21 protein-coding genes and 1 tRNA gene are annotated in these 24,061 nt (G+C 62.0%); 10 read left to right on the plus strand and 12 right to left on the minus strand.

The window, feature by feature from the left end; all coding sequences use genetic code 11:
- Positions 1-184 precede the first annotated feature (184 nt).
- The 3 genes from NKH78_RS13405 to NKH78_RS13415 form a co-directional block, all read right to left on the minus strand.
- On the minus strand, positions 185-1,531 hold the full coding sequence (locus NKH78_RS13405; protein WP_352737137.1) for a PQQ-dependent sugar dehydrogenase: 1,347 nt from the start codon (positions 1,529-1,531) through the stop codon (positions 185-187).
- Positions 1,531-1,980, minus strand: a complete 450-nt coding sequence (locus tag NKH78_RS13410) for a DUF2231 domain-containing protein (RefSeq protein WP_352508761.1) — start codon at positions 1,978-1,980, stop codon at positions 1,531-1,533. The genes NKH78_RS13405 and NKH78_RS13410 overlap by 1 nt, the downstream gene beginning before the upstream one ends.
- 128 nt (positions 1,981-2,108) lie before the next feature.
- The gene (locus NKH78_RS13415) at positions 2,109-2,465 is read right to left on the minus strand and encodes an SPW repeat protein (protein WP_254818350.1); all 357 of its coding nucleotides are present in this window, start codon (positions 2,463-2,465) and stop codon (positions 2,109-2,111) included.
- A gap of 494 nt (positions 2,466-2,959) precedes the next feature.
- Between NKH78_RS13415 and NKH78_RS13420 the strand changes: the two genes are divergently transcribed.
- The 3 genes from NKH78_RS13420 to NKH78_RS13430 all read left to right on the plus strand — a co-directional run bounded on the left by NKH78_RS13420 (position 2,960) and on the right by NKH78_RS13430 (position 8,096).
- Positions 2,960-4,066, plus strand: coding sequence for a glycosyltransferase family 4 protein (locus tag NKH78_RS13420; protein ID WP_352737136.1), 1,107 nt, complete (start codon positions 2,960-2,962; stop codon positions 4,064-4,066).
- 236 nt (positions 4,067-4,302) lie between these two features.
- Positions 4,303-5,157 (plus strand): class I SAM-dependent methyltransferase, encoded by an 855-nt coding sequence (locus NKH78_RS13425; protein WP_352479767.1) that lies wholly within the window; start codon positions 4,303-4,305, stop codon positions 5,155-5,157.
- Between the two features lie 359 nt (positions 5,158-5,516).
- Entirely contained in the window at positions 5,517-8,096 is a 2,580-nt protein-coding gene (locus NKH78_RS13430; protein WP_352737214.1) for a bifunctional diguanylate cyclase/phosphodiesterase, read from the plus strand.
- An 88-nt stretch (positions 8,097-8,184) separates the two neighbouring features.
- On the opposite strand, the gene radC is transcribed toward NKH78_RS13430, so the two are convergent.
- Both radC and map read right to left on the minus strand, forming a co-directional pair.
- Complete coding sequence (gene radC / locus NKH78_RS13435; protein WP_254818353.1) at positions 8,185-8,931, minus strand: RadC family protein; 747 nt, start codon at positions 8,929-8,931, stop codon at positions 8,185-8,187.
- A gap of 51 nt (positions 8,932-8,982) precedes the next feature.
- Positions 8,983-9,810, minus strand: a complete 828-nt coding sequence (gene map, locus NKH78_RS13440) for a type I methionyl aminopeptidase (protein ID WP_352737135.1) — start codon at positions 9,808-9,810, stop codon at positions 8,983-8,985.
- A gap of 302 nt (positions 9,811-10,112) precedes the next feature.
- Between map and NKH78_RS13445 the strand changes: the two genes are divergently transcribed.
- Positions 10,113-10,412: a DUF982 domain-containing protein gene (locus NKH78_RS13445; RefSeq protein WP_254818355.1), complete on the plus strand. Its 300-nt coding sequence runs from the start codon at positions 10,113-10,115 to the stop codon at positions 10,410-10,412.
- 124 nt (positions 10,413-10,536) lie between these two features.
- On the opposite strand, the gene NKH78_RS13450 is transcribed toward NKH78_RS13445, so the two are convergent.
- The 3 genes from NKH78_RS13450 to phaC all read right to left on the minus strand — a co-directional run bounded on the left by NKH78_RS13450 (position 10,537) and on the right by phaC (position 14,060).
- Positions 10,537-10,611 (minus strand) — tRNA-Glu (locus NKH78_RS13450).
- A 173-nt stretch (positions 10,612-10,784) separates the two neighbouring features.
- Entirely contained in the window at positions 10,785-11,897 is a 1,113-nt protein-coding gene (locus NKH78_RS13455) for a YcbK family protein (RefSeq protein WP_352737213.1), read from the minus strand.
- 327 nt (positions 11,898-12,224) lie between these two features.
- Positions 12,225-14,060 (minus strand): class I poly(R)-hydroxyalkanoic acid synthase, encoded by a 1,836-nt coding sequence (gene phaC / locus NKH78_RS13460; protein ID WP_352737133.1) that lies wholly within the window; start codon positions 14,058-14,060, stop codon positions 12,225-12,227.
- Positions 14,061-14,157: 97 nt separating this feature from the next.
- Here phaC and NKH78_RS13465 point away from each other — a divergent pair, with 97 nt between their 5' ends.
- The 5 genes from NKH78_RS13465 (at position 14,158) to recJ (ending at position 20,187) form a co-directional block, all read left to right on the plus strand.
- Complete coding sequence (locus NKH78_RS13465) at positions 14,158-14,544, plus strand: hypothetical protein (protein ID WP_352737132.1); 387 nt, start codon at positions 14,158-14,160, stop codon at positions 14,542-14,544.
- Positions 14,545-14,584: 40 nt separating this feature from the next.
- Positions 14,585-15,802, plus strand: coding sequence for an LL-diaminopimelate aminotransferase (locus NKH78_RS13470; RefSeq protein ID WP_352737131.1), 1,218 nt, complete (start codon positions 14,585-14,587; stop codon positions 15,800-15,802).
- A 42-nt stretch (positions 15,803-15,844) separates the two neighbouring features.
- The gene (locus NKH78_RS13475) at positions 15,845-17,158 is read left to right on the plus strand and encodes a homoserine dehydrogenase (protein WP_352508757.1); all 1,314 of its coding nucleotides are present in this window, start codon (positions 15,845-15,847) and stop codon (positions 17,156-17,158) included.
- Positions 17,159-17,358: 200 nt separating this feature from the next.
- Complete coding sequence (glpX, locus tag NKH78_RS13480; RefSeq protein ID WP_352689960.1) at positions 17,359-18,342, plus strand: class II fructose-bisphosphatase; 984 nt, start codon at positions 17,359-17,361, stop codon at positions 18,340-18,342.
- Positions 18,343-18,402: 60 nt separating this feature from the next.
- Positions 18,403-20,187 carry a single-stranded-DNA-specific exonuclease RecJ gene (recJ, locus tag NKH78_RS13485; RefSeq protein ID WP_352737130.1) on the plus strand — a complete coding sequence of 595 codons (1,785 nt, stop codon included), beginning with the start codon at positions 18,403-18,405 and terminating at the stop codon, positions 20,185-20,187.
- A gap of 21 nt (positions 20,188-20,208) precedes the next feature.
- Here the strand turns inward: recJ and NKH78_RS13490 are convergent, their stop codons facing one another.
- The 3 genes from NKH78_RS13490 to folE all read right to left on the minus strand — a co-directional run bounded on the left by NKH78_RS13490 (position 20,209) and on the right by folE (position 22,408).
- Positions 20,209-21,180 (minus strand): patatin family protein, encoded by a 972-nt coding sequence (locus NKH78_RS13490; RefSeq protein WP_352689962.1) that lies wholly within the window; start codon positions 21,178-21,180, stop codon positions 20,209-20,211.
- 84 nt (positions 21,181-21,264) lie between these two features.
- Positions 21,265-21,735: a phosphoribosyl-AMP cyclohydrolase gene (gene hisI, locus NKH78_RS13495; RefSeq protein WP_352479758.1), complete on the minus strand. Its 471-nt coding sequence runs from the start codon at positions 21,733-21,735 to the stop codon at positions 21,265-21,267.
- 10 nt (positions 21,736-21,745) lie between these two features.
- The gene (folE, locus tag NKH78_RS13500) at positions 21,746-22,408 is read right to left on the minus strand and encodes a GTP cyclohydrolase I FolE (RefSeq protein ID WP_254818364.1); all 663 of its coding nucleotides are present in this window, start codon (positions 22,406-22,408) and stop codon (positions 21,746-21,748) included.
- A gap of 240 nt (positions 22,409-22,648) precedes the next feature.
- Between folE and NKH78_RS13505 the strand changes: the two genes are divergently transcribed.
- On the plus strand, positions 22,649-23,095 hold the full coding sequence (locus NKH78_RS13505; RefSeq protein ID WP_352737129.1) for an iron-sulfur cluster assembly scaffold protein: 447 nt from the start codon (positions 22,649-22,651) through the stop codon (positions 23,093-23,095).
- Here NKH78_RS13505 and NKH78_RS13510 read toward each other — a convergent pair.
- Positions 23,092-24,006: a LysR substrate-binding domain-containing protein gene (locus NKH78_RS13510; protein WP_352737128.1), complete on the minus strand. Its 915-nt coding sequence runs from the start codon at positions 24,004-24,006 to the stop codon at positions 23,092-23,094. The genes NKH78_RS13505 and NKH78_RS13510 overlap by 4 nt on opposite strands.
- Between the last annotated feature and the right edge of the window lie 55 nt (positions 24,007-24,061).

Genomic DNA, 24,061 nt, shown 5'->3' on the forward strand with positions numbered 1-24,061 from the left:
TCTAGAGCCGGCTGTGGGAAGGGCAAAAATACCATTTCGCGGCGCTGGCGGTCCTTCGGTCGGCGGTGACAGCGGCAGGCAATGGCGAGCACACCGAATGCGCCTGGCAGAACCACGGAACGGCGATCGTCGGGGATCCCTTCCACCTGCTCGACCGACAGCTCGACGAAGGGAGCGGGCCACTTTATTGGCCGGCAGATGTCATCCGCCAAACTGTGTTGCCGACATCGTCGGCTATGAGCAGGGCCCCGGTTTTGTCGACAGCCAGGCCGACAGGCCGGCCGCGCGCCTTGTTGTCCTTGTCCAGGAAGTCGGTCACCACGTCGGTAGCGACGCCGCTAGGATGGCCGCCGCTGAATGGTACGAACACCACCTTGTAGCCATTGAAGCGCGTGCGGTCCCAGCTGCCGTGTTCGCCAACGAAAGCGCCGCCGCGATATGCCTCGGGGAGGCTGTTTGCCGTATAGAAGGCCAGTCCCAGAGGGGCGACGTGGGAACTCAGCGCATAATCCGGAACGATCGCTTTCGCGACCAGGTCCGGACGCTGGGGCATGACGCGGGGATCGAGATGCTGGCCATAATAGCTGTAGGGCCATCCGTAGAAGCCGCCATCCTTTACCGAGGTCAGATAATCCGGCACGAGATTGGGGCCGAGCTCGTCGCGCTCATTGATCACGGCCCAGAGCGCCCCGGTCTGCGGCTCCCAGCTCAGGCCGTTTGGATTGCGCAAACCGCTGGCGAAAATGCGCGACTGGCCGGTGGCCCTGTCCACCTGCCAGATGGCGGCGCGGTTCTTCTCGGCCTCGATGCCGTTTTCGGCGACGTTGCTGTTCGAGCCGATGCCGACATAGAGCAGCGAGCCGTCGGGGCTTGCCACCAGGCTCTTCGCCCAATGGTGGTCGATCGGGCCGCCGGGCAGGGCGGTTAGCGGCGTTCCGGGCGCGGTGATCTTGGTTTCACCGGTGTTGTAGGGATAGCGGACGATGGAATCGGTATTGGCGACGTAGAGATCGCTTCCCACCAGCGCCACGCCGAAGGGGGAGCTCAGGTGGTCGAGGAAGACGCTGGTCAGCTCCGGCTTGCCATCGCCGTCGGCGTCGCGCAGCAGCGTAACGCGGTTGCTCGGGCCGCTGTCGCCGCCCGAGGTGACCCAGGACTCGATCCAGCCCATCACCAAATCCTTGGGCCGTTTGATCGGTTCGCCGCCCGGCGCCTTGGACTCGACCACCAGGACATCGCCATTGGGCAGCACATAAAGCGACCGCGGATGCTGCAAGCCGTTGGCAAAGGCCTGGATCTGGAGCCCCTGCGCGACGGTCGGCTTTTCGTCGTTCTTCCACCCGACCACGGAAGCGAGATGCATGGGCGGGAAGAAATATTGGATCGGCTCGGGCAGGTTTGGATTCGGCCCTATCTGACTGCTGGGATCCGGGTCGTTGCCACTGCACGCTGCAAGAGCGATCGCCGCAGTGCAAGTAAAGATGGACGCCGCGATGCGCCCGGCTTGTCTGATGGAGCTTTCTACGCGCATCAATCCGCCACTCCGACGTGATGCCGGTAAACCATGGACCAGCCCAGCCAACCGGTGAAGATGAGGATGAGCACGACAACCGCCGAGAGGATCAAGCCGGTAGGAACGATGGAGGTCCATGCATCGCGGGTGTGCACGAGCATGTTGATGATGGACAACGCCAGCGCCAGCAGATTGCCTAGCACGTGCGGCAAGGCGGGGGGCTGTGCTCTTACCAGCGGATTGGCCAGGAAATCGATCAGCCCCGCGATCGCTGCAAGGCAGCCCATGATCACGCCGACGGTAACCAGCCAAGCGGAGAAGTCAGCCCACATCATCTCCGCTGTTCGCCAGTAGGCCAGATCCGTCAGCAGGGTGCCGACGAAGCAGGCGATCGGAAACGGCACCAGCATCGGATGAATAGGATGTCCTGCAATCCTGGCCGTCGAACGCGGATTGTCACCGACCATGATGCGCCATCCTTCTTGGTTCTCGTCCAGACAACCGCCTACCCGGCCTCCGGCGGCTGTTGCCGAGAGGCCGGCAGACGACCGATCGATCTGTCAGGCCCAAAAAGGGCGCTGGCTGGCTGCGCGTGCTAGGCGGCCGACTGGGTCGGCGGGTTCTGATACATCATCCAGAGCTCGATCGCCGCAAGCACGGCGACCAGAATGCCGATCACGACATGCACGGTCATCGCCGTTGTCGCTTGGAATCCAAGCACCCAGGGCGATACGAGAACCCACAGTCCGACGACCAGGTTCACCCACTCTTCCCACACGGCAAATGCTGCGAGGGCGGCAACCGACAGCACGACGATCAAGATTCCGCTGCCGAGGGCGTTCTGCGTCTGCGGGCCTGCCGCAAACGTGAAGATCCAGGGAGAGAAGAACAGAATTGCCCCAAGGATCAGGTTGGCTACGTCACAGAGCCTGGCGTTTGTCCACTGGTTCATGGCATCCTCCATGGGGAGCGTTTATGGCTCCCGAGTTCGGCAAGGTGGTGCCTGAGTTCGGCGAGATGCGCCCGAAGCCGCTCACTCCGTGTCACGGTAGTGCCCTGCCCAGCTGGAATTCCGCATCTGGCGGTACTCCAGCCAAATCCGGCTATCTAACTGAATTCCGGGCTTTATGTTCCATTCGGCACCGGCACGCCTGGATCACTTGGTGGTGATCGAGCGATCCACAGCTGCCTGTCAGGGGGCGGCGGGGCGGCGGCGCGTAGCTCATTCTGTCTTTTTATCGAGCCGGTGAAACATTTCTCATGGATCGCAGTTCTTGGATCCAGAGGAGTTGAATAAGGGCAACCTGATTGCACGGGAGGAGCACGGACGGCACAACTATAAATATGCTCTGCATAGAATACTTCGCAGCGAGAAGCTCTCGCTTGTCTTGGTTGCCGCCGAAGCTTGTTTGAAAGACGGCGGTCGCCGCCGAAAAGATTTTCTAAATGAAAATAGCCCAGATCGCGCCGCTAACCGAATCCGTGCCGCCCCGAACCTACGGTGGAACAGAGCGAATTGTTTCGTATCTGACCGAAGAACTTGTCCGACAGGGCCACGAGGTGACGCTGTTCGCCAGCGCCGATTCTCGTACCTCAGCCAAGCTGGTGCCGTGTTGCGACGTCGCGCTGCGCCTGAACCCCAGGGTCCAGGACGGTGGTGCGCACCACGTTATGATGCTTGAACGGGTGCGCCGGCGAGCCGATGAGTTCGACGTTTTGCATTTCCACGTCGATGTTCTGCACTTCCCCATCATTCGGGATTTTGCCAGACGAACGGTTACCACGCTTCACGGCAGGCTCGACCTGCCCGATCTGGCGCAGCTTTATGCGATGTTCGACGACGTTCCCCTGGTCTCGATCTCCTTCGACCAGCGCCGGCCCATGCCGCCCGTCAATTGGGTTGGAAGCGTGCATCATGGCCTGCCCCGCGATCTTCTGCCATTCCACCCGAACACCTCTGGCTATCTTGCGTTTCTCGGTCGTATCTCGCCGGAAAAGGGGCCGGAAGCGGCCATAGAAATAGCAGTGCGGGCGGGGTTTCCCCTGAAGATCGCCGCCAAGATCGACAAGGTGGACCAGTCGTTCTGGAAGGAAAGGGTCGAGCCGCAAGTGCTGCGGCATTCGAACGTGGAGTTCATTGGCGAAATCGATGAGCGGCAAAAGGCGGATTTTCTGGGCAATGCGAAAGCGCTTTTGTTCCCGATCGACTGGCCGGAACCCTTCGGGCTCGTGACGATCGAAGCAATGGCCTGCGGTACGCCGGTGATTGCGTTCCGGCGTGGCGCCGTCCCGGAGATCATCGATGACGGTGTGTCCGGATGGATCGTGGATACGGTGGAGGAAGCTGTGGGCGCGCTCCGGCGCATCGACAGCCTCGATCGCGCACGAGTGCGGCAGACGTTCGAGAAGCGGTTCACGGTCGAGCGCATGTGCAGCGATTATGTGGCACTCTACCGAGCACTCACGAGCGGCATGGCAGACGCAGTTGACCCCACAAACGAGATCTCCAGAAACATCGCGATGGTGGCCGTGGGGGGCCGAGGAACCGACTAATCCACAGGCAGACCACGAGGATGGCGTCAGGTGCGCCTGCAGGGTCTTATTGCCAAGCGCGGCGACTGCGCCAGAAGCCTTTGATCTGCGGCAAGCGTTCCAGAAGCTATGGTGTCCGCGAACGGTGGCAAACTGCCGCCCGGTCCGGATTGACGCGCGATACTTTCGCTGCAAAGGTAGTTTAACGACTTGTTTACCATGCGTCAGTCAGGGGTGGGGGGAATTTGGAACGGTTTTTGGGTGCGAACCGCCTTAATTGGGATGATCGGGCCGAACTGCACTCGACCGACACAACGGGCAGCTACCACATCGAGAATGTGCTGGCCGGCGGATCCAATCTCTACGAGCTGGAAACGCGCGAGGTCGGCGATATTGCCGGCAAGGATATCGTCCACCTGCAGTGTCACATCGGCCTCGACACAATCAGCCTGAAGAATCTCGGCGCAGGCAGTGTGACGGGGCTCGACTTTTCACCGGCGGCGATCGCGGCGGCGCGGGATTTTGCTGCGAAGGCAGGCACCGACGTGCGCTTCGTGGAAGCGCCACTGTTCGAAGCGGTGGAAGCGCTCGGTCGGACCTTTGACATCGCTTACGTTACATGGGGCTCGGTAAACTGGCTGGACGACGTGTTCCGTTGGGCGCGGGTGGTTGCCGACCTCCTGAGACCCGGCGGCCGTCTCTACATGGCCGAGGGCCATCCATTGATGTTTCAGTGCGATCGAAAGGCCGCGGCCCTGGAATTGAAGCACGACTGGCGAACGCCGATAGCTCGGCCGCTCGCCTGGAACGAGGAGCTGACCTACACCGGCGATGACCGCATCCTGAAGCATCCTCGCTATTATGAATGGATCCACCCGATCAGTGACGTGGTGAATGCGTTGATTTCAGCTGGTCTGACGCTTGATTTTCTCAATGAGCATGACACTGTTTCGTGGCAGCACTTTTCATTTGCCGTGCGGGCCGGCAAGGATATGTACGGCCTGCCAGAGAACTCTCCCAAGATACCGATGGCCTATTCCATTGGCGCGACGAAGCGCAGCATCGGCAAGATACCATACCTTGTGTCTCCCAAGGCGATCGAGGGGCACTAGTCCAGGTCGACGCTCCTGAGTACTCGGGTCGGAGCGTCGAAGTTTGCAATCGCTCGCGCTCCTCGATCTTCCGAAGGATCGCCGGCGCCAGCGCATCTCAACTCAATCAGTGGGACGATGTCAGTGGAAATCGGCAGCTGGCTCCAGCCGCTCGGGCCTGCAGCATCAGCAACGGGTCGGAAAGCGCAAAAGCTCTAAGGGGCGTGAAGGTGACATTAAACATTGAAAGCTAATGTTCCTCATCGGGTCGACCCGGGAACCTGAAATGGCACTTGAGGAATCGCCTATTGGCTTTTTTCCGCGCTAAGTTCGGCGGCATCAAGGAAGTCGTCTTTTCGTCGGCAAATATTCCGGCGGCGATCGCGCTTGTCGTCATACTTATCAGCGCAGCGTTCGCGGAGCACCAGAACAAAGTCGTCTCGGACCAGGCCGTCCGTGCGGACGTGCTGACCAAGGTCAATCTCATCCGCGCCAAGCTCGAAGGCAATATCAACGGAAACCTTCAACTCGTGCGTGGATTGGTCGCCGCGGTCGTGACCGAGCCTTATATGGGACAGCAACGCTTCGCCTCGCTGGCGAGCAATCTGTTTGGCGCCGACTCGCAATTGAACAATATTGCCGGCGCGCCCGATCTGGTCGTTTCCCTGATGTACCCGATGGAGGGTAACGAGCAGGCGATGGGCCTGGACTACCGCAAGAACGAGCGGCAGCGTGCGGCTGCGCTGAGGGCGCGAGACGAACGCAAGCTGGTGCTTGCGGGTCCCGTCGAGCTGAAGCAGGGAGGACAGGGCTTCATCGGCCGCTTTCCGGTTTTCGTGCCCAGCGCGGGCAACACGGAAAGGTTCTGGGGCATTATTTCCGCCGTTGTCGACGTGCAGCGCCTTTACAAAGCGAGCGGCATGCTTGACGACGATCTCGGGATCGACATCGCGCTGATCGGCAGGGACGCCCTCGGTCACCGAGGTGGTCAATTCTACGGCAATGAGGAGATCAGCAAAAGCGATCCGGTGACGGCTGACGTTTTGCTTCCTTCCGGCTCGTGGCAGCTCGCTGCCATTCCCAAGAACGGCTGGCCTTCGACGCCAAGTAACGCATGGTTGTTGCGCGCGATCATGGCGACGGCCGGGGCCTTGGTTGTGTTCCCTTTCCTGGTCACTGGTCGTCTGATAGGCGAAAGACAGCGCAATTATGCGGAATTGCGCCGATTGTCACGACGCCTTGAACTCGCTCTGGAAGCTTCGGCTATCGGGGTTTGGGAACACGATCTCGCGACCAACGAGCTTACATGGGATGAACGCGTCAATGAAATATATGGCAAACCAGCGGGGGAGCACCGGGGCTACACAGACTGGGCGGGAGCGATCCATCCAGATGATCTGGCTGGCGCCAACGCAGATTTCGATACGGCGGTGACCAGCGGACGACCATATTTGTCGGAGTACCGGATTGTGCGCCCGAATGGCGAGGTCCGTCATGTCCGGTCCAAGGCGATCCTTTACCGGGCCACAAACGACACCCCAAAAATGATCGGCGCGGAATGGGACGTGACTGCCGACGTCCTGCTGAACAAGGATCTGGTTCGCGCAAAACAGCTGTCGGAGTCGAAAAATGCAGAACTCGAGTCGGCCAAGGCGCGCATAGAGCACATTGCGCTTCATGACTCGCTGACCGGCTTGCCCAACCGGCGTTACCTCGACCAGGTACTGGAAGACTACGCGGCAAACGCCAGGCGCTCAGGCGGGCGTGCGGCACTGCTTCACATCGATCTGGATCGGTTCAAGCACATCAACGATACGCTGGGCCACGCCGCCGGTGACGCGATGCTGGTTCACGCGTCGACAGTCCTCAGATCGAAGGTCGGCGACGAAGGATTCGTCGCCCGCATTGGAGGAGACGAATTCATCGTTCTGTGCGTGGTACGCGACGATACCAAGCAACTGGCGCTGCTTGCCGATCGGGTCATCAGCCAGATGCGCGAGCCCGTCTATTATCAGGGCCACCGGTGCCGTTTTGGCGTCAGCGTGGGTATAGCTGTCGACAACGGAAAAGATGTCGAAGCCAAACACCTGCTGGTGAACGCAGATATCGCGCTTTACCGAGCAAAGAGCCGAGGGCGCAATCGATACGAATTCTTCACTGACGCGATGCAAAGCGAAATCGTCGATACAAAACGGATTGCCGACGAAATTCTCGGCGGCCTCGAGCGCAACGAGTTCATCCCGTTCTACCAGCCCCAATTTGACGCAAAGACGCTCGAAATCGTTGGGGTTGAGGCGCTGGCGAGGTGGCAACATCCAGTAAAGGGTATTTTGGCACCCGACATCTTCCTGAGGATTGCGGAAGAACTGAACGTCGTCTCGATCATCGACCAAGCCATATTGAAGCAATCGCTTTCGGATTTCGAAGAGTGGTCCGCTGCAAAACTTAACATTCCACGGGTGTCGGTCAATGTCTCGGCGAGGCGCCTTCAAGACGAGGAGCTTATCAAGAGCCTGCGAGAACAAGATATCAAGAGAGGAACAGTTTCGTTCGAGCTTGTTGAGTCGATTTTCCTGGACGAGAACGACGATCTTGTCACGTGGAACATCGAGCAAATAAAAGAACTGGGGATTGACATCGAAATAGACGATTTTGGTACCGGCTACGCTTCGATGGTCAGTTTGCTGAAGTTGCAGCCGCGCCGGCTGAAGATAGATCGGCAGCTGGTCACCCCAATCGTCAAATCGCCGCAGAGAAGGCAGGTTGTCTCGTCGATCATCGAAATCGGCAAATCGCTGGGTATCGAGGTCGTGGCGGAAGGCGTCGAGACGATGCAGCACGCACGGCTACTCAAGGGCCTGGGCTGCGACATATTGCAGGGTTATGCCTTCGGCCACCCGTTAGACTCCGAGGGACTTAAGACATTTGTCCGATCGCGGCGCCTGCGCACGGCCAGCTGAGCCTCGGCGCCAGAATTTATCGAGCCGACCGCCTTGAGGTTGCGGTACATAGGCGCACAGCGGACAAAGCTGAAAACAACGCCAAACCTCAGATCAGCAGCAGGCCCTTCATGCTGGAGTGGCCTTTCCTGCCGATGATGATGTGGTCGTGAACGGCAATGCCAAGCGGTTTGGCCGTCTCTATGATCAGCTTGGTCATCTCGATGTCGGCGCGCGACGGCGTCGGGTCTCCCGACGGATGATTATGCGCCAGAATGATCGCCGTGGCAGAGAGCTCCAGGGCGCGCCTGACCACCTCGCGCGGATAGACCGGTGTGTGGTCGACGGTGCCGACCTGCTGCACTTCGTCGGCGATCAGCGCGTTTTTCTTGTCGAGGAACAGGATGCGGAACTGCTCGCGCTCCTCGAAGGCCATCACCGACCGACAGTATTCGAGAACCTGCGTCCAGGTCGACAACAGCTCGCGGCCGGCGATCTCGCCGCGCGCCATGCGTTGCGCCGTTGCCGCAACCACCTTGAGGTCGAGCGCCACCATCGGGCCGATGCCCTTCACTTCCTGCAGGCGCTCGACGGGCGCGCCGAGGACCTCGGCCAATGTACCGAAGCGTGCCAGCAAGGCCTTGGCGACCGGCTTGGTGTCGGCGCGCGGGATCAGCCGGAACAATAGAAGCTCGAGCAGTTCGTAGTCGGGGAGGGTGTTAGGACTGGCGGCGAAGCGCTCGCGCAAGCGGTCGCGATGGCCGAGATAATGCGGCTTGTCGGCGGCCACCGCCTTCGCAGGCGATCGCACCGGCCTTTCGGGAAAGAAGGCCCGCTCGTCGTCGTCACCGTTCATGGCTGCCCACCCAGCATTTGCCGGGCAAGGTAACGCCCGATCTGCCAGACACTAGGCCCGCAGGCCGGGGCGGTCGAGGTTTTTTGGCGACAGCGTGAAGATCTCGCAGCCGGTTTCGGTGACGCCGATCGTGTGTTCGTACTGCGCCGAAAGCGAACGGTCACGCGTCACCGCGGTCCAGCCGTCCGACAGCACTTTCACATGCGGCCGGCCGAGATTGATCATCGGCTCGACGGTGAAGATCATGCCCGGCCGCATCTCGACGCCTTCGCTGGCGCTGCCGTAATGCAGGATGTTCGGCGCGTCGTGAAACAGCCGGCCGACGCCGTGGCCGCAGAAATCGCGCACCACCGAGCAACGCTCGGCTTCGGCGTAGGTCTGGATGGCGGCGCCGATGGCGCCGGTGCGGGCGCCCGGGTTGATTGCCGCGATGCCGCGCATCAGGCACTCATACGTGACTTCGAGCAGCCGCTCCGCGGCACGCTTGATCGTGCCCACCGGATACATGCGTGAGGAGTCGCCATGCCAGCCGTCGAGTATATAGGTGACGTCGATATTGACGATATCGCCATCCTTCAACGGCTTGCTGTCGGGTATGCCGTGACAGACGACGTGGTTGATCGAGGTGCAGGATGATTTCGTGTAGCCGCGGTAGTTGAGTGTCGCCGGAAGCGCGCCATGGTCCATGCCGAACTCGAAGACGAAGCGATCGATCGCTTCGGTGGTGACGCCGGGCGCCACCATCGATACCAGTTCGTCGAGGCAGCGCGCGGTGAGATCGCAAGCCTTGCGCATGCCGATAAAGCCTTCCTCGTCGTAAAGACGGATCTGGCCGGTGTTTCTGAGCGGTGCCGTGGCGGCGTCGAGATAGGTGACCATTTTTGTCCGTCTTGCAGGGATGCGAGGGCTGGATGAGCCCCCGCCAGAGAAATCTCCCCAGATTTGGCACTGGAAGGCGCAAGGTTCAAGGACGAACTGCCGGCGACGACCGAAGACCGGCGATATTCAGGTCTTTGGGGCACTCTCCTTGCCTGTAGCTGCCCATGCTCCCGACCGGTTCATTTGGCTACCGCAGTGACGACACATTTCTAGGCGAGAAGTCGGCCCAAGCATGAAGCCGCCACGGCAACTTTTTATGCCGAACGATGTTGCTGCGGGGGTGTCGGTTCGGGAGAGGTCGAATGGACAGACTGCAATTTGCGGTGCCGGTGCGTATCGCGCCTGTGCCCAGCCAGCCGGTCGAGGAAATCTACAGTGTCGAGCAGGCGCTCGATTTCCTGCAAACGTGGCCGGTTCGCCGGAAGGGGCCAACCTACCAGGCTGCGTTCAATGCCTGTTTTGGCGCCACGGTGGACATCGTCGAGACCGAAGACGCATGGCGGGCCTTCATGGCCTTTTGCCGGGTGAGCGGCCTGCTTGCCAGGGACATGATGGTTCCTCCGCGCAAGCGCGGCGGCGAGGCGAGGGGGCTGCGGGCGTAGGGAGCCCTGGGCACAATCCGCAGTTTGTCTTCGCCCTTTGCTGACACCCCCATCAGAGTGGGTGGGGTCCGGCCAAGTTTGCCAGCGTCACGCTGGCGATAGACATATGCCGAGTTGAAATTGCTGGTACGCCCAAGGGGAATCGAACCCCTGTTACCGCCGTGAAAGGGCGGTGTCCTGACCGCTAGACGATGGGCGCGCTCAGATGTGAGCGCTTATAGTTGCGTCGCGGCAAACCGGCAACCCGTCTGCCGCCGGCTGCGACAACTTTTTTCCTTTGGCTCCAAACCGCGTCTTTCCGACAGCCAAGGTGGTTTTGCAGCATGCTGCAACGTCGCCGAGGGGACTTCGCTGTGGCCGAAGAACCTCTCCCTAGCCGCGCCTGCGGCAACGCCAGTTCCAGTCGCGCTCGGGGCCGACATCGACATGGACGGATTCGGTGTGGCAGTAGGTGCCGACGCCGCCGCGGCCCGGCATGGTGCGGATATAGCTCGCCAGTTCCCATTTCGAGACGCCGGGGACCTGGATGTCGGCGGCGGCGCAGTACATGTGCAGCGAATTCTTGGCGCCGTTGGCGCGGCGGTTGCGGGCCGGGTCGCGATAGCCGGAGGTGACCGTCATCTTGCGGCCGTAATGGCCTTCGATCGTCTTCAGCACGCGAACCAGCGACGGCTTCAAGCAGGCGACATCGACGCTTTCGTTCTGTTTCAGGAGGCCGTTGGGCGCGAGCCTGGCGAGGCCGGCGGCGGAGGCGACCTGGTAGGCACCACCCGAACCTTCGTCTTCGTTGAGATCGACGTCGCTCTCATCGTCGAGGCCGGATTTGCGCTTGATCTCGAACAACGCCGTCTGGCGCACTCCGGGCAGCGCATCGGTCGTGAAATGGCTGGTATCGCCGGTCGACACCAACTGCACCGGCTTTTCAGCCGGATTGGCCGAGGCCAAGGTAACGGTGGGTTTCGCCGCAGGCGTCGCCTTGGCCTGCACGGCCGTTGGCTGCCCGCCCGATCTGCTGTTGGCCGGCGATGCTGCCGAAGCGGGGGTGGCGCTGAACAGCGAGGCTAGGAAGTTTTTCTTCGGTGCGTAGGCCTGTGGCTGCGGCATCTCGCCGGCGGTTACATAGACCGGGTTGTTCATCGCCGGCGCGGCGGCCTTGGCGTCGGGCTTCGATGCATCAGCACTGTTTTGTGCCACGGCCTGTTCGGCCGTCTGGGCGTTTGGTTGCAGCGGCTGCGGCGTGTGTCCCGCGATCGTCTCGGCTGCCGTTGGAACGGCGATCGGGAAGCCGGCATCGGGCTTGGCCCCTGGCTTGGCTATTGGCACATAGGCGACCTGCTCGGGAAGGTTGGCGTCGCCGTTGGCATTCATCGTCATTTGTGCGGTTGTCATCTGCGACGATAATGCGGCCGTGCTGGCCTGGGGCGCACCGGCGGCCGTGCTGATTTCGGTAGCCGAGGTATTGTAGCCTGGCATGCCGACCGACATGGTCGGGTCGCCGGCCGAGGTGCAGGACGCCAGGAGCACCGAGAAAAGCGCCGCCACAATGGCGCGGCTTTCTCCCTTCGCGAGGCGCGATCCTGCTGATCTCAAAACAAAATTCCCCCTCGATATCCGACCGGTTCGTCATTGGCGCGGCGCCGAAACGTCTCGTCGAAATGACCCTTGTTCCCCGAACCGGAAACGAGACCTGTGTCAAATCTGCAAGCCTCAAAGTAATTTGGCGGCTAGAGGATGAATCAAGGCTGCTCAGGGTTGACGGCACCATTTCGCCCGCTTTTGGCCGCGCGTCAACTCACCACACATTACAGATGGTTACACGCGCACCTTGACATAGGTGCCGGGGGCTTCGCCTAGAACTTGCATATGCTCGCCCGGTTTGCGGGCCGGTACGCGGGTATTCTCCTTGGCTTCGATCCAGCGTTGCCAGTGCGGCCACCAGGAACCGGGGTGGGCTGTGGCCCCGGCGAGCCATTGGTCGAAGTCGCCGGCCGGCTTGCCGCCGGTCCAGTATTGATATTTCTCCGCCGCCGGCGGATTGACGACCCCGGCGATGTGGCCGGAGCCGGCCATGACGTAGTCGACCTCGCCGCCGAAATATTTCGAGCCGAGGAATACCGATAGCGCCGGCGCGATGTGGTCCTCCTTAGAGGCGAGGTTGTAGACCGGAATGGTAACGTCCTTCAGCGAAACCGTGCGGCCCGCCAGTTCCATCATGCCTTGCGAGAGCCTGTTCTCGAGATAGCAATTGCGCAAATAGAAGGAATGGTTGGCAGCGCCCATGCGGGTCGAATCGGCATTCCAGTACAGCAGGTCGAAGGGCAGGGGATCCTTGCCGCGCATGTAGTTGTTGACGACATAGGGCCAGATCAGGTCGCCCGAGCGCAGCATGTTGAAGGCAGTCGCCATCTTGGTGCCGTCGAGATAGCCTTTCTCGTTCATCGCCTTTTCGACGGCCGCGACCTGCTCCTCGTCGACGAACACTTTTAGATCGCCGGCATGGGTGAAATCGACCTGGGTGGTGAAGAAGGTGGCGGATTTGATGCGGTGGTCGCCTTCCTGCGCCATCAGCGCCAGGGCCGCCGCCAGAAGCGTGCCGCCGACGCAATAGCCGATGGCGTTGACTTGCCTTTCGCCGGTCGCCTTCTCGATCGTGTCGAGGCCGTATTGCAGGCCCTCCCTGATATAGGCCTCCCAACTCTTGGCGCCGTGCCGCTCGTCCGGGTTGATCCAGGAGATTACGAATACGGTGTGGCCTTGCTCGACGGCCCAGCGAATGAAGGATTTTTGCGGGTTGAGGTCGAGGATGTAGTATTTGTTGATCCATGGCGGGCAGATCAGCAGCGGCCGCTTGAGCACGGCGTCGGTAGTCGGCTCGTACTGCAGGATTTCGGCGACGTCGCTGCGGCCGACCACCTTACCCGGCGTGGCGGCGAGATTCTTGCCGATCTCGAAGGGCGAATAATCTGCCTGCCGCAGCTTCAGGTCACCCTTGCCCGCGGCGATGTCCTCGGCGAGCATCTTCATGCCGCGCACCAGGTTTTCGCCGTTTGAGGCGACAGTCTCGCGAAACAATTCCGGATTGGTCAGGATGAAATTCGACGGCGAGATGGCATTGGACACCTGCTTGACATAAAAGCCGGCCTTGTGGCGGGTATGCTCGTCCAGGCCGTCGGCGTGCTCGACCAGTTCGGCCGCCCAGCGCGAGGTGACCAGATACGCCTGTTTGAGGAAATCGAAGAAGGCGTTGCGGCCCCATTCCGGGTCCTGGAAACGCTTGTCGCCGCGCTCGGGCTTGACCGCATCCTCGGCGTCCTCGGCGCCGGCGCCGACGCGCTGGACAGCATTGGCCCAGACGGTCATGTAGCCGGAAAACAGCCGCGTTTGCGCCTCCAGCGCGCGCTGCGGGTCGGAGAGCCAGTACTCGGTGAGCTTGGAGAACGTCTTCACCATGTCGACGACCGGTTCGGCGACGTGATCGCGTACCTCGCCCTTTTCCCGCGGCTCGGCCCATGCCGAGGCGGCTTTGCCGGCCTGCTCGATCATGCGGGCCATGTTCAGAGCGAAGCGTTCCGGGTCCTTCACCAGATATTGCTCGACGGTCGAAGGTTGGTCATCTTCCGCTTTGCCCGAATCGGGTGTTTTGGCCATGGTTCGCGGGGTTCCTCCCGAAGCGTTTTGTTGACATATTACCATGGGATATCGAACAGGGTCCAATGTGCTCTAACCCGGCCGCCAGGAAAACAATATGACGATTAATATTGGCAAGAACGTTTTTTCCGGCACTGGTCGTTTTTGCCGCATGGCGCTCGTCATGTTGGCGATGGCCGGTTGCACGAGCAGCAACATGGAAGGTGCGGTGCCCGCCACCGGCCTTGTCGGCGCGAAGGACACCGGTTCCTATCCGAACCTGAACATCCGGCCGCAGGTGGCGGCCGAGCAATTCACCGACGAGGAAAAGAACGCCAAGCTCGCCCAACTGAAGGCCGAGAAGCAGAGCCAGGCCGCCAAGGGCGGCGGCGTAAAGGTTGCGGACCAGGCAGCGCTGGACCAGCTGGCAAAAAAACACGGCGCCGAGGCGCTGAAGCAGATCGAAGGCAAATGCGACCCCGCTCTCGACCCTAGTTGCAAATAAGCTTATACGCGCGACCGCAACCTCACTGTCTGGAACTGCCATGGAAGAATTTCACAAGGTCCGCCGGCTTCCGCCCTATGTCTTCGAACAGGTCAACCGGCTGAAGGCCAGCGCCCGTTCGCGCGGCGCCGACATCATCGACCTTGGCATGGGCAATCCGGACCTGCCGACGCCCAAGGCCATCGTGGACAAATTATGCGAGGTGGTGCGCGATCCGCGCACGCACCGATATTCGTCGTCGCGCGGCATTCCGGGTCTGCGCCGTGCCCAGGCCAACTACTATGCCCGCCGCTTCGGCGTGAAGCTCGACCCGGACAGCCAGGTGGTGGCGACGCTCGGCTCGAAGGAGGGCTTCGCCAATATGGCGCAGGCGATCACCGCCCCCGGCGACGTGATCCTGTGCCCCAATCCGACCTATCCGATCCACGCCTTCGGCTTCATTATGTCGGGCGGCGTCATCCGCTCGCTGCAGGTCGAGCCGGACGACGGCTTTATCCCGGCCCTGGAGCGCGGCATCCGCCATTCGATCCCGAAGCCGCTGGCTCTGATCCTCAATTATCCGTCCAACCCGACGGCACTGGTCGCTTCGCTCGATTTCTACAAGGAGGTGGTGGCCTTCGCCAGGAAGAACGACATCATCATCCTGTCGGACCTTGCCTATTCCGAGATTTATTTCGACGGCAATCCGCCGCCTTCGGTGCTGCAGGTGCCGGGCGCCATAGACATCGCGGTCGAATTCACCTCGATGTCGAAGACCTTTTCGATGCCGGGCTGGCGCATGGGTTTTGCGGTGGGCAATGAACGGCTGATCTCGGCGCTGACGCGGGTGAAATCCTATCTCGACTACGGCGCCTTCACGCCGATCCAGGTGGCGGCGGCGCATGCACTTAACGGCGACGGCGCCGACATCGCCGAAGTGCGCGACGTCTACCGCAAACGCCGCGATGTCATGGTCGACTCGTTCAGCCGTGCCGGCTGGACCATTCCCGCACCGGCGGCATCGATGTTCGCCTGGGCGCCGATCCCGGAGCCGTTCAAGCACCTTGGCTCGCTTGAGTTCTCCAAGCTCCTGATCGAGCACGCCGACGTCGCGGTGGCGCCGGGCGTCGGCTTCGGCGAGCATGGCGACGATCACGTGCGCATCGCGCTGGTCGAAAACGAGCATCGGATCCGGCAAGCGGCGCGCAACATTAAGCGCTTCCTCGCATCCAGCGCCAAGCAGCCGAATAATGTCGTACCGCTCGCCGCGCATCGCTGATCTTATACACATCGACCGAATTGTTGAGGGGCGTCGCCGGACATGGCTGAAGCGTTGCGTGTTGGAATTGCCGGCCTCGGCACCGTCGGTGCGTCTGTGGCCCGTGTGCTGCGCGACAAGGCGGCCGAACTGACGCGGCAGTGCGGACGCGACATCGTGGTGTCGGCGGTTTCGGCCCGCGATCCCAAACGCGACCGCGGCGTCGATCTTGGTACGGCACAGTGGTTCGACGATGCCGTCAAGATGGCGCAGATCGCCGAGATAGATGTCTTCGTCGAGTTGATCGGCGGCGACGAAGGCCCGTCGCGCTCGTCCGTCAAAGCGGCGCTCGAGGCCGGCCGACATGTCGTTACCGCAAACAAGGCATTGCTTGCCAAGCACGGCGTCTCACTGGCCGAGATCGCAGAAAAGAGGGGTGTGCTGCTCAACTACGAAGCGGCGGTGGCAGGCGGCATTCCGGTCATCAAGACGATGCGCGAGGCGATGGCCGGCAATTCGGTGACCCGCGTTTTCGGCATTCTCAACGGTACCTGCAATTATATTTTGACGCGCATGGAAGCCGAGGGCCTGTCCTTTGATGCCTGCCTGAAGGATGCGCAACGGTTGGGCTATGCCGAAGCCGACCCGACCTTCGACATCGAGGGCCACGACACCGCACACAAGCTGTCGATCCTGACCAGCCTTGCCTTCGGCACGAAGATCGCCGCCAACGATATCTACATGGAAGGCATCTCCAACATCAGCCAGGCCGACATCCGCGCGGCCGGCGATCTCGGCTACCGGATCAAGCTGCTTGGCGTCGCCCAACGCACCGAAAGCGGCATCGAGCAGCGCGTGCATCCGACCATGGTGCCGACGGCCTCGGTCATCGCGCAGGTGCACGGCGTCACCAATGCGGTGGCCATCGAGACCGACATCCTCGGCGAATTGCTGCTCTCCGGCCCCGGTGCCGGCGGCAACGCCACCGCATCGGCGGTGATCGGCGACATTGCCGACATCGCTAAGAGCCGGCCTGGGTTCCAGCATGGTCCGGTCTTCGGCCGGCCGGCGAAGGAGCTCAAGCCCTACAAGAAGGCGCAGATGCGCAGCCATGCCGGGGGTTATTTCATCCGGCTGACCGTGCACGACCGCCTCGGCGTCTTCGCGGCAATAGCCAAGCGCATGGCTGACAACGACATTTCGCTGGAATCGATCGTCCAGCATGCCGCCGGTCCGGAAACCGAGGCACAGAAGACCGTCATCCTGGTGACCCACGAGACGACCGAGGCGGCGGTGCGTAAGGCCGTCGACGGCATCACCAGGGACAGCCTTCTGACCGACAAGCCGCAAGTCATCCGCATCGAGCGGGCCGGATAGCAGTCTCACTTTTTGCGTTTAATCGATTGATATTGCTGCGCTTTCAAAAAGGTCCAGCGCAGGTCTTGCTGTTGTCACGGGGCTTTGACACAAGGAGCGCGTCTCTGGCGGGAGGCTAATGCATGTCGCCCAAACGTGTGCGGCGGTTTTTGGGACGACGACATGCATAAAAACAAAGTGCCAACGAGGATTGTCCATCGATGAATGTGGCCCAGAACATTGTCGCCGGCCTCGACCGGATACTGACCATGGAATTGGTGCGCGTCACCGAACGCGCCGCGGTCGCGGCCGCCAGATTGCGCGGACGCGGCGACGAGAAAGCCGCCGACCAGGTTGCGGTCGATGCCATGCGGCAGGAACTCAACCGTCTTGCCATCAACGGCACGGTAGTGATCGGCGAGGGCGAGCGCGACGAGGCGCCGATGCTTTATATCGGCGAGGAAGTCGGTACCGGCAAAGGCCCGGCTGTCGACATCGCGCTCGATCCGCTCGAAGGCACGACGATCTGCGCCAAGAACCTGCCCAACGCATTGGCCGTTATCGCCATTGCCGAAAAAGGCAGCCTTTTGTTCGCGCCGGATGTCTATATGGACAAGATCGCGATCGGCCCGGGCTATGCCGACGGCATCATCGACATCGATGCCTCGCCGGCCGAAAACATCGCCAGCCTCGCCAGGGCCAAGGGCGTGCCGGTGGCGGAGATCACCGCCTGTATTCTCGACCGGCCACGCCATGGCGCGTTGATCGAAGCCGTGCGGGCGACCGGCGCCGCGATCCGTCTGATCGGCGACGGTGATGTCGCCGGGGTCATCCACACCACCGATCCGGACGAGACCGGTATCGACATTTATCTCGGCACCGGAGGCGCGCCGGAAGGCGTGCTTGCAGCTGCCGCCTTGCGCTGCACCGGTGGCCAGATGCAGGGCAGGTTGATCCTCGATACGCCGGAAAAGCTGGCGCGCGCCGCCAAGATGGGCATCTCCGACCCCAAACGGATCTACCACACGCAAGACATGGCACGCGGCGACGTGCTGTTTGCCGCGACCGGCGTCACCGACGGCAATATGCTGGCCGGCGTCAAGTTCGGCCACAATTTCATCACCACGCACACGATCGTGCTGCGCTCGTCATCGCGGACCGTGCGCGAGATCAAGGCCAGGCACCAGGATCTGGAAAAGTTTTGATTTCGACTCAGTTAGCCGTTGCATATTGTGCGCAATGACAAATTGCAGACGGCGCATCACGTGACGGGGGAAAGACGCTTTTTCCTCGATGTCAGGCAATCGGCCACCGGCGTTTCCTGGGAACACCGGCTGACCGAGCGCCAGGACATGGCCGCGCTCGCCATCGCGCAAGGTTATGGCGTGCCCGACATCGTGGCGCGCGTGCTGGCCGGGCGCGGCGTCACCGCCGAGCAGACCGAGCGGTTTCTCGATCCGACCATCCGCAACCTGCTGCCCGACCCGGCATCGCTGACCGACATGGACAAGGCCGCCTCTCGTATCGCCCAGGCGGTGACGGCCAGGGAAAAGGTAGCGATCTTTGGCGATTACGATGTCGACGGCGCCGCCTCGTCGGCGCTGCTCAAGCGCTTTCTCGCGCATTTCTCGGTGCCGTCGGAGATCTACATACCGGACCGCATCTTCGAGGGTTACGGCCCCAATCCGGAAGCGATGCGCGAACTCGTCTCGCGCGGCGCGACGCTGATCGTCACCGTCGATTGCGGCACCAATAGTGCTGCTTCCATCGATGCGGCGAAGGCCGCCGGCGCCGACGTCGTGGTGCTCGATCACCATCAGGTCGGCGGGCCGTTGCCGGCGGCGGCTGCGGTCGTTAACCCAAATCGCGAGGACGACCTTTCCGGCCAAGGTCATCTTTGTGCCGCCGGCGTCGTCTTCCTTTGCCTGGTGCAGACCGCGAAGATCCTGCGCGGCCGCTTGCCGGATGCCGCACCGCCGGACCTGCTTGCCCTGCTCGACCTGGTGGCGCTGGGCACAGTCTGCGACGTGGTGCCGCTCACCGGCGTCAACCGCGCCTTCGTGATCAAGGGGCTGCAGGTGGCGCGGCAGCAGAGAAACGAAGGGCTGGCGGCGTTGGCGCGGGTCTCGCGTATAGGCGAGCCGATCAGCACGTTCCATCTGGCCTTTCTGATCGGTCCGCGCATCAACGCCGGCGGGCGCATCGGCGACGCAGCACTTGGCAGCCGCCTGCTTGCAACCGACGACCCGGTCGAAGCCCGCACCATCGCCGAGACGCTGGATCGGCTCAACCAGGAGCGGCAGTCGATGGAGCAGGAGATGCTGGCCGCGGCGCGCTCAGAGGCCGACGCCGAGCTTGCCGGCGGCAATGGTCCGGCCATCGTGGTCACAGCCAGCGGCAACTGGCACCCGGGCATTGTCGGCCTGCTTGCCTCGCGGCTCAAGGACCATGCGCGCCGGCCCGCATTTGCCATTGCCTTCAACGCCAACGGTGTCGGTACGGGTTCAGGCCGTTCAGTGTCTGGCTTCGACCTCGGCCGGCTGGTGCGCGAGGCTGCCGATGCCGGACTTATCGTCAAGGGCGGCGGCCACGGAATGGCGGCCGGCATCACTGTCGAGCGGGCGAAGCTCGGCGAACTCAGGGCTTTCTTCGAAGAGCGCGCGGCGGTGGACGTGTTCCGCCTGCAAGGGCAGGAGAGCCTGGCGATCGACGGTGCGCTTGCCGCCGAGGGCGCGACGCTCGCGCTGCTCGATGCACTTGAGAGGGCAGGGCCGTTCGGCGCAGGGCATGTCGCGCCGGTGTTCGCGCTGCCGCGCCACCGGCTTGTCGATGCGCGGGCGGTCGGCACCAACCACATCCGCGCCGACCTGCAGTCGGAAAGCGGCGGCCGCATCCAGGCGATCGCCTTTCGCGCCGTCGATACCGCGCTCGGCGAATTCCTGTTCAAGAACAGGGGTAAGCCGGTGCATGTAGCCGGCTCGCTGTCGGGCAACCACTGGAACGGCAACCGCACGGTGCAATTTCGTATCGTCGACGCGGCGCTTGCCTGAGAAGCTCGCCGTCCGCTCTGCCTAAGCGAGGACGGTCTGCAGCCGGGTCAGGTCGCCGATCTGCGCCATCGTTGCCTGGTAGCCGATACGGATTGCTTCGTCGGCGCGGTGGAATTCGGTCAGGCCGATATGGCTGAGCTTCGGCTGCAGCGATATGTCCGGCGGGTCGCCGGCCAGCCTGGCGCGCGAAATGCGATCCTGAATGATGTTGAAGGCCTCGACCATGACGCCGGTAATGCCGAGCCGCGTCTCGCGCGACTGGCGTTCGGGATCGGCGTGGCCGGCCCGCGGCGCGTCTTTCTCGATGACCAACTCGCCGGCATTGTGCTTGATCACCGCGGCGCGGCCGAACAGATCGTAGTGAAGGTTCACCGCGACCACGAGCGGCTGCTCGTAGGCACGGCAAACCGAGACCGGCACCGGATTGACCAGGGCGCCGTCAACCAGCACACGCCCATTGCAGGCGACCGGCTCGAACACGCCGGGCAGCGCGTAGGAGGCGCGCATTGCGGTGCTCAACGAGCCGCTCGACAGCCAGATCTCATGGCCGGTGCGGATTTCCGAAGCGACGCAGACGAATGGTTTTGGCAGGTCCTCGAAGCGGATGCCGGCTATGTGCTCGCGTAGCCGCGCATCGAGCTTCATGCCACCGAACAGGCCGCTGCCGCGTAGATTGAGGTCGAGAAGGCCAAAAATGCGCCGCCTGGTCAGGCTGCGCGCGAATTCTTCCAGCTCGTCGAGCTTGCCGGCAACATAGCAGCCGCCGACCAGCGCGCCGATCGAGGTGCCGGCGATCATCGACACTTCGATGCCGGCTTCGTCAAGCGCGCGCAGCACGCCGATATGCGCCCAGCCGCGCGCACAGCCGCCACCCAATGCCAGCGAAATCCCTGTTTTGCCCGGAGATATGGTTTCGGATGCGCCCGCGGCCGAGGAGAGGCCATTCGCCTCCCGAACGTCAGGTCTGTTGCGCAATGACGCCCAGTCGAGCATCACAATCTCCCTTGTCCCACGGTCATCCTACAGGCGGGCCGTATCGAAATCATGAATACACGTGGCTGAAGTGCTGCGAATGGTTCATATTGATGGTGTATTGGGCTTTCGATAGGTTTTTTCCGCGTCGAACAGCGGCTTGCTGCCGTCGCTGGCAAGCGTCCCTTTGCCATCGCTCAGCCCCACCGTCCGATAAAAGCATGAACGTCGGCCGGTGTGACAAGTTGCTTCATGACCCAGCACTTTGACGCGCAACCATATCGCGTCCTGGTCACAATCCGTGAGCATCTCGACGACCTGCTGGACATTGCCCGAGGTTTCGCCCTTCTTCCACAGCGCGTTGCGCGAACGCGACCAGTAGTGCGCGATGCCGGTCTCGAGCGTTAGCGCCAGCGCCTCGGCATTCATATGCGCGACCATCAGCAGCATGCCGTCTTCGGCATCGGTGACGACGGCGGTGACGAGGCCGCCGGCATCGAAGCGCGGCGAAAGGACCGTGCCTTCCTCAAGCGCCTTCTTGTCTGAGGGAGCTTTCGGGAATTCCAATGCCGACATTCGCCGGTCCTTATTTAACGAAGGTGGGGCGGGTCTGATCAGTTCCGCCGCCGCGCACCATGGTGACGAAGCGGACCTGCTCTTCGGGTGTATCCTTGAAGGCGCCGGTGAAGGTCGAGGTCAGCGTGGTGGAGCCCTGTTTGCGGATACCGCGCATGGCCATGCACATATGCTCGGCCTCGAGCATGACGGCGACGCCGCGCGGATTGAGGACGTCCTGGATGACGCCGGCAATCTGCGCCGTCATCGCTTCCTGGGTCTGCAGGCGATGGGCGAAGATGTCGACGACGCGGGCGATCTTGGACAGCCCGACAACCTTGCCGTCAGGCAGATAGCCGACATGCGCCTTGCCGATGATCGGCACCATGTGATGCTCGCAATGCGAGTGGAAGGATATGTCCTTGACGAGGACGAGGTCGTCATAGCCGGCGACTTCCTCGAAGGTGCGGCCAAGTTCCTCGGCTGGGCACATATCATAACCGTTGAACATTTCGCGGAATGCCTTGGTGACGCGCTTCGGCGTGTCGATCAGGCCCTCGCGGTCAGGGTTGTCGCCGGTCCAGCGCAGCAAGATGCGCACAGCGGCTTCGACTTCGGCCTCGCTCGGCCGGTCGGTGACCGGCTTTTCCATATAGGCAGACCGCGGCATGAGTTTCTTGATAACGGCGTCCATAAAGGCGTCTCCCGTAGTTCCTCTCTCAGGAGGAACGAGTTGAACGGACCACGACCTTTCGGGTGTCAGAAACTCGCCCGGTTTCCAGCCCGTAAGTGGCGTGAACAGAATTGGGCACGACGAGGTTTGTGGTCGCCTTGTCGATACCCGACTACCGCCATTATATATGTTCGTGCCGAGCGAAAGGAAGACGCCAGAGCGGCAATGACTGTTCGCTGGGCGGCGACGGATTGGAAAAATATGATCGACGATGTCTACAATGCGAAAATTCTGGGTTTTGCTGGAAACATCGCACGGATCGGCCGGCTCGACCGCCCCGACGCAACCGCACGAGCACATTCCAAGCTGTGCGGCTCGACGGTGACCGTCGATCTGAAGATGGATGATGGGGTCGTCAGCGATTTCGCGCATGACGTGAAGGCCTGTGCGCTTGGCCAGGCGTCCTCTTCGATCATGGCGCAGCATGTCGTCGGCGCCAGCGCCGAAGAATTGCGCTGCGTGCGCGAGACGATGCTGAAGATGCTGAAGGAAAATGGCCCGCCGCCCGAAGGCCGCTTCGCCGACCTGAAATACCTGGAACCGGTGCGCGACTATAAGGCGCGCCACGCCTCGACCATGCTGACGTTCGACGCAGTGGTCGACGCCATCGGCCAGATCGAAAAGAAGCGGGCGGAACAGGCGGCTTAAGCCTTGGCAAGGAAACGCCGGCTTTCGGCGAATTCCGCCCGGACCCAGTCGGCAAAAGCTCTGGCCGGCTCTGAAAGGTCATTCAGCCTTCTGGCCACCAGCCAATAGGCGCCGGACGCGACGTCGATGTCGAAAGGCTTGATCAGCGCGCCGGACGCAAGTTCTTCGCCGATCTGCAGAAGATCGCCCAGCGCGACACCATGTCCAAGCAAGGCTGCCTGCTTCGAAAGCGAAGCATCCGCCAGCATCGGGCCGCGCGCAGGCACGGCCTCAGCCGTCACGCCGGCCGCTTCGAACCAGCGCGCCCAAGCCTGACGGTTTTCTTCGTGCAGCAATGTGTAGCGACCAAGGTCGATCGGTTTTTCCAGAGCTGGGCCGGATGCAAGAAGCGCCGGCGACAGGACTGGTGAATCGACGACCGCGGCAAGCTGTTCGGCTTCGCTGCGTGGCCATGAGGTGGCGTGCGCACTGAAGCGCAGGGCAAGTTCGGGCTGATCGCTGCGAAACTCTATCAACCTCGGGTCGACCTCAAGGGAAACGTCGATATCGGGTCGCAACTCGCGAAAGCGGTTGAGCCGCGGCACCAGCCATTCGGATGCAAGCGATGGTTCGACGCTGACACGGACCACGGACTGCGTCTGGGCCGCCGTCAATTCCGAAAGCAGCCTGTCGATGCCCTCGAAACTTCTGACCAACTGGTCGAGCAGCCGCCGGCCGGTGTCGGTCAACTCGACGCGGCGATGATGGCGGAAGAACAAAGGTTGGCGCAGGAAGGCTTCGAGCTCGCGGATCTGGCGGCTGATCGCTGCCTGCGAGACATAAAGCTCCTCGGCCGCACGGCTGAAGCTCAGGTGACGACCGGCTGCTTCGAGGCTTCTGAGTGCCGTCAGGGGGAGGTGTCCGCGCTTCATTCGCATAACTCAGAGTTATCTGACGTGGACGTTATACTCGTTTGAAGAGCAAGGC

The organism is Mesorhizobium sp. M0910 (genome assembly GCF_040319465.1).
Taxonomy (GTDB): Bacteria; Pseudomonadota; Alphaproteobacteria; order Rhizobiales; family Rhizobiaceae; genus Mesorhizobium.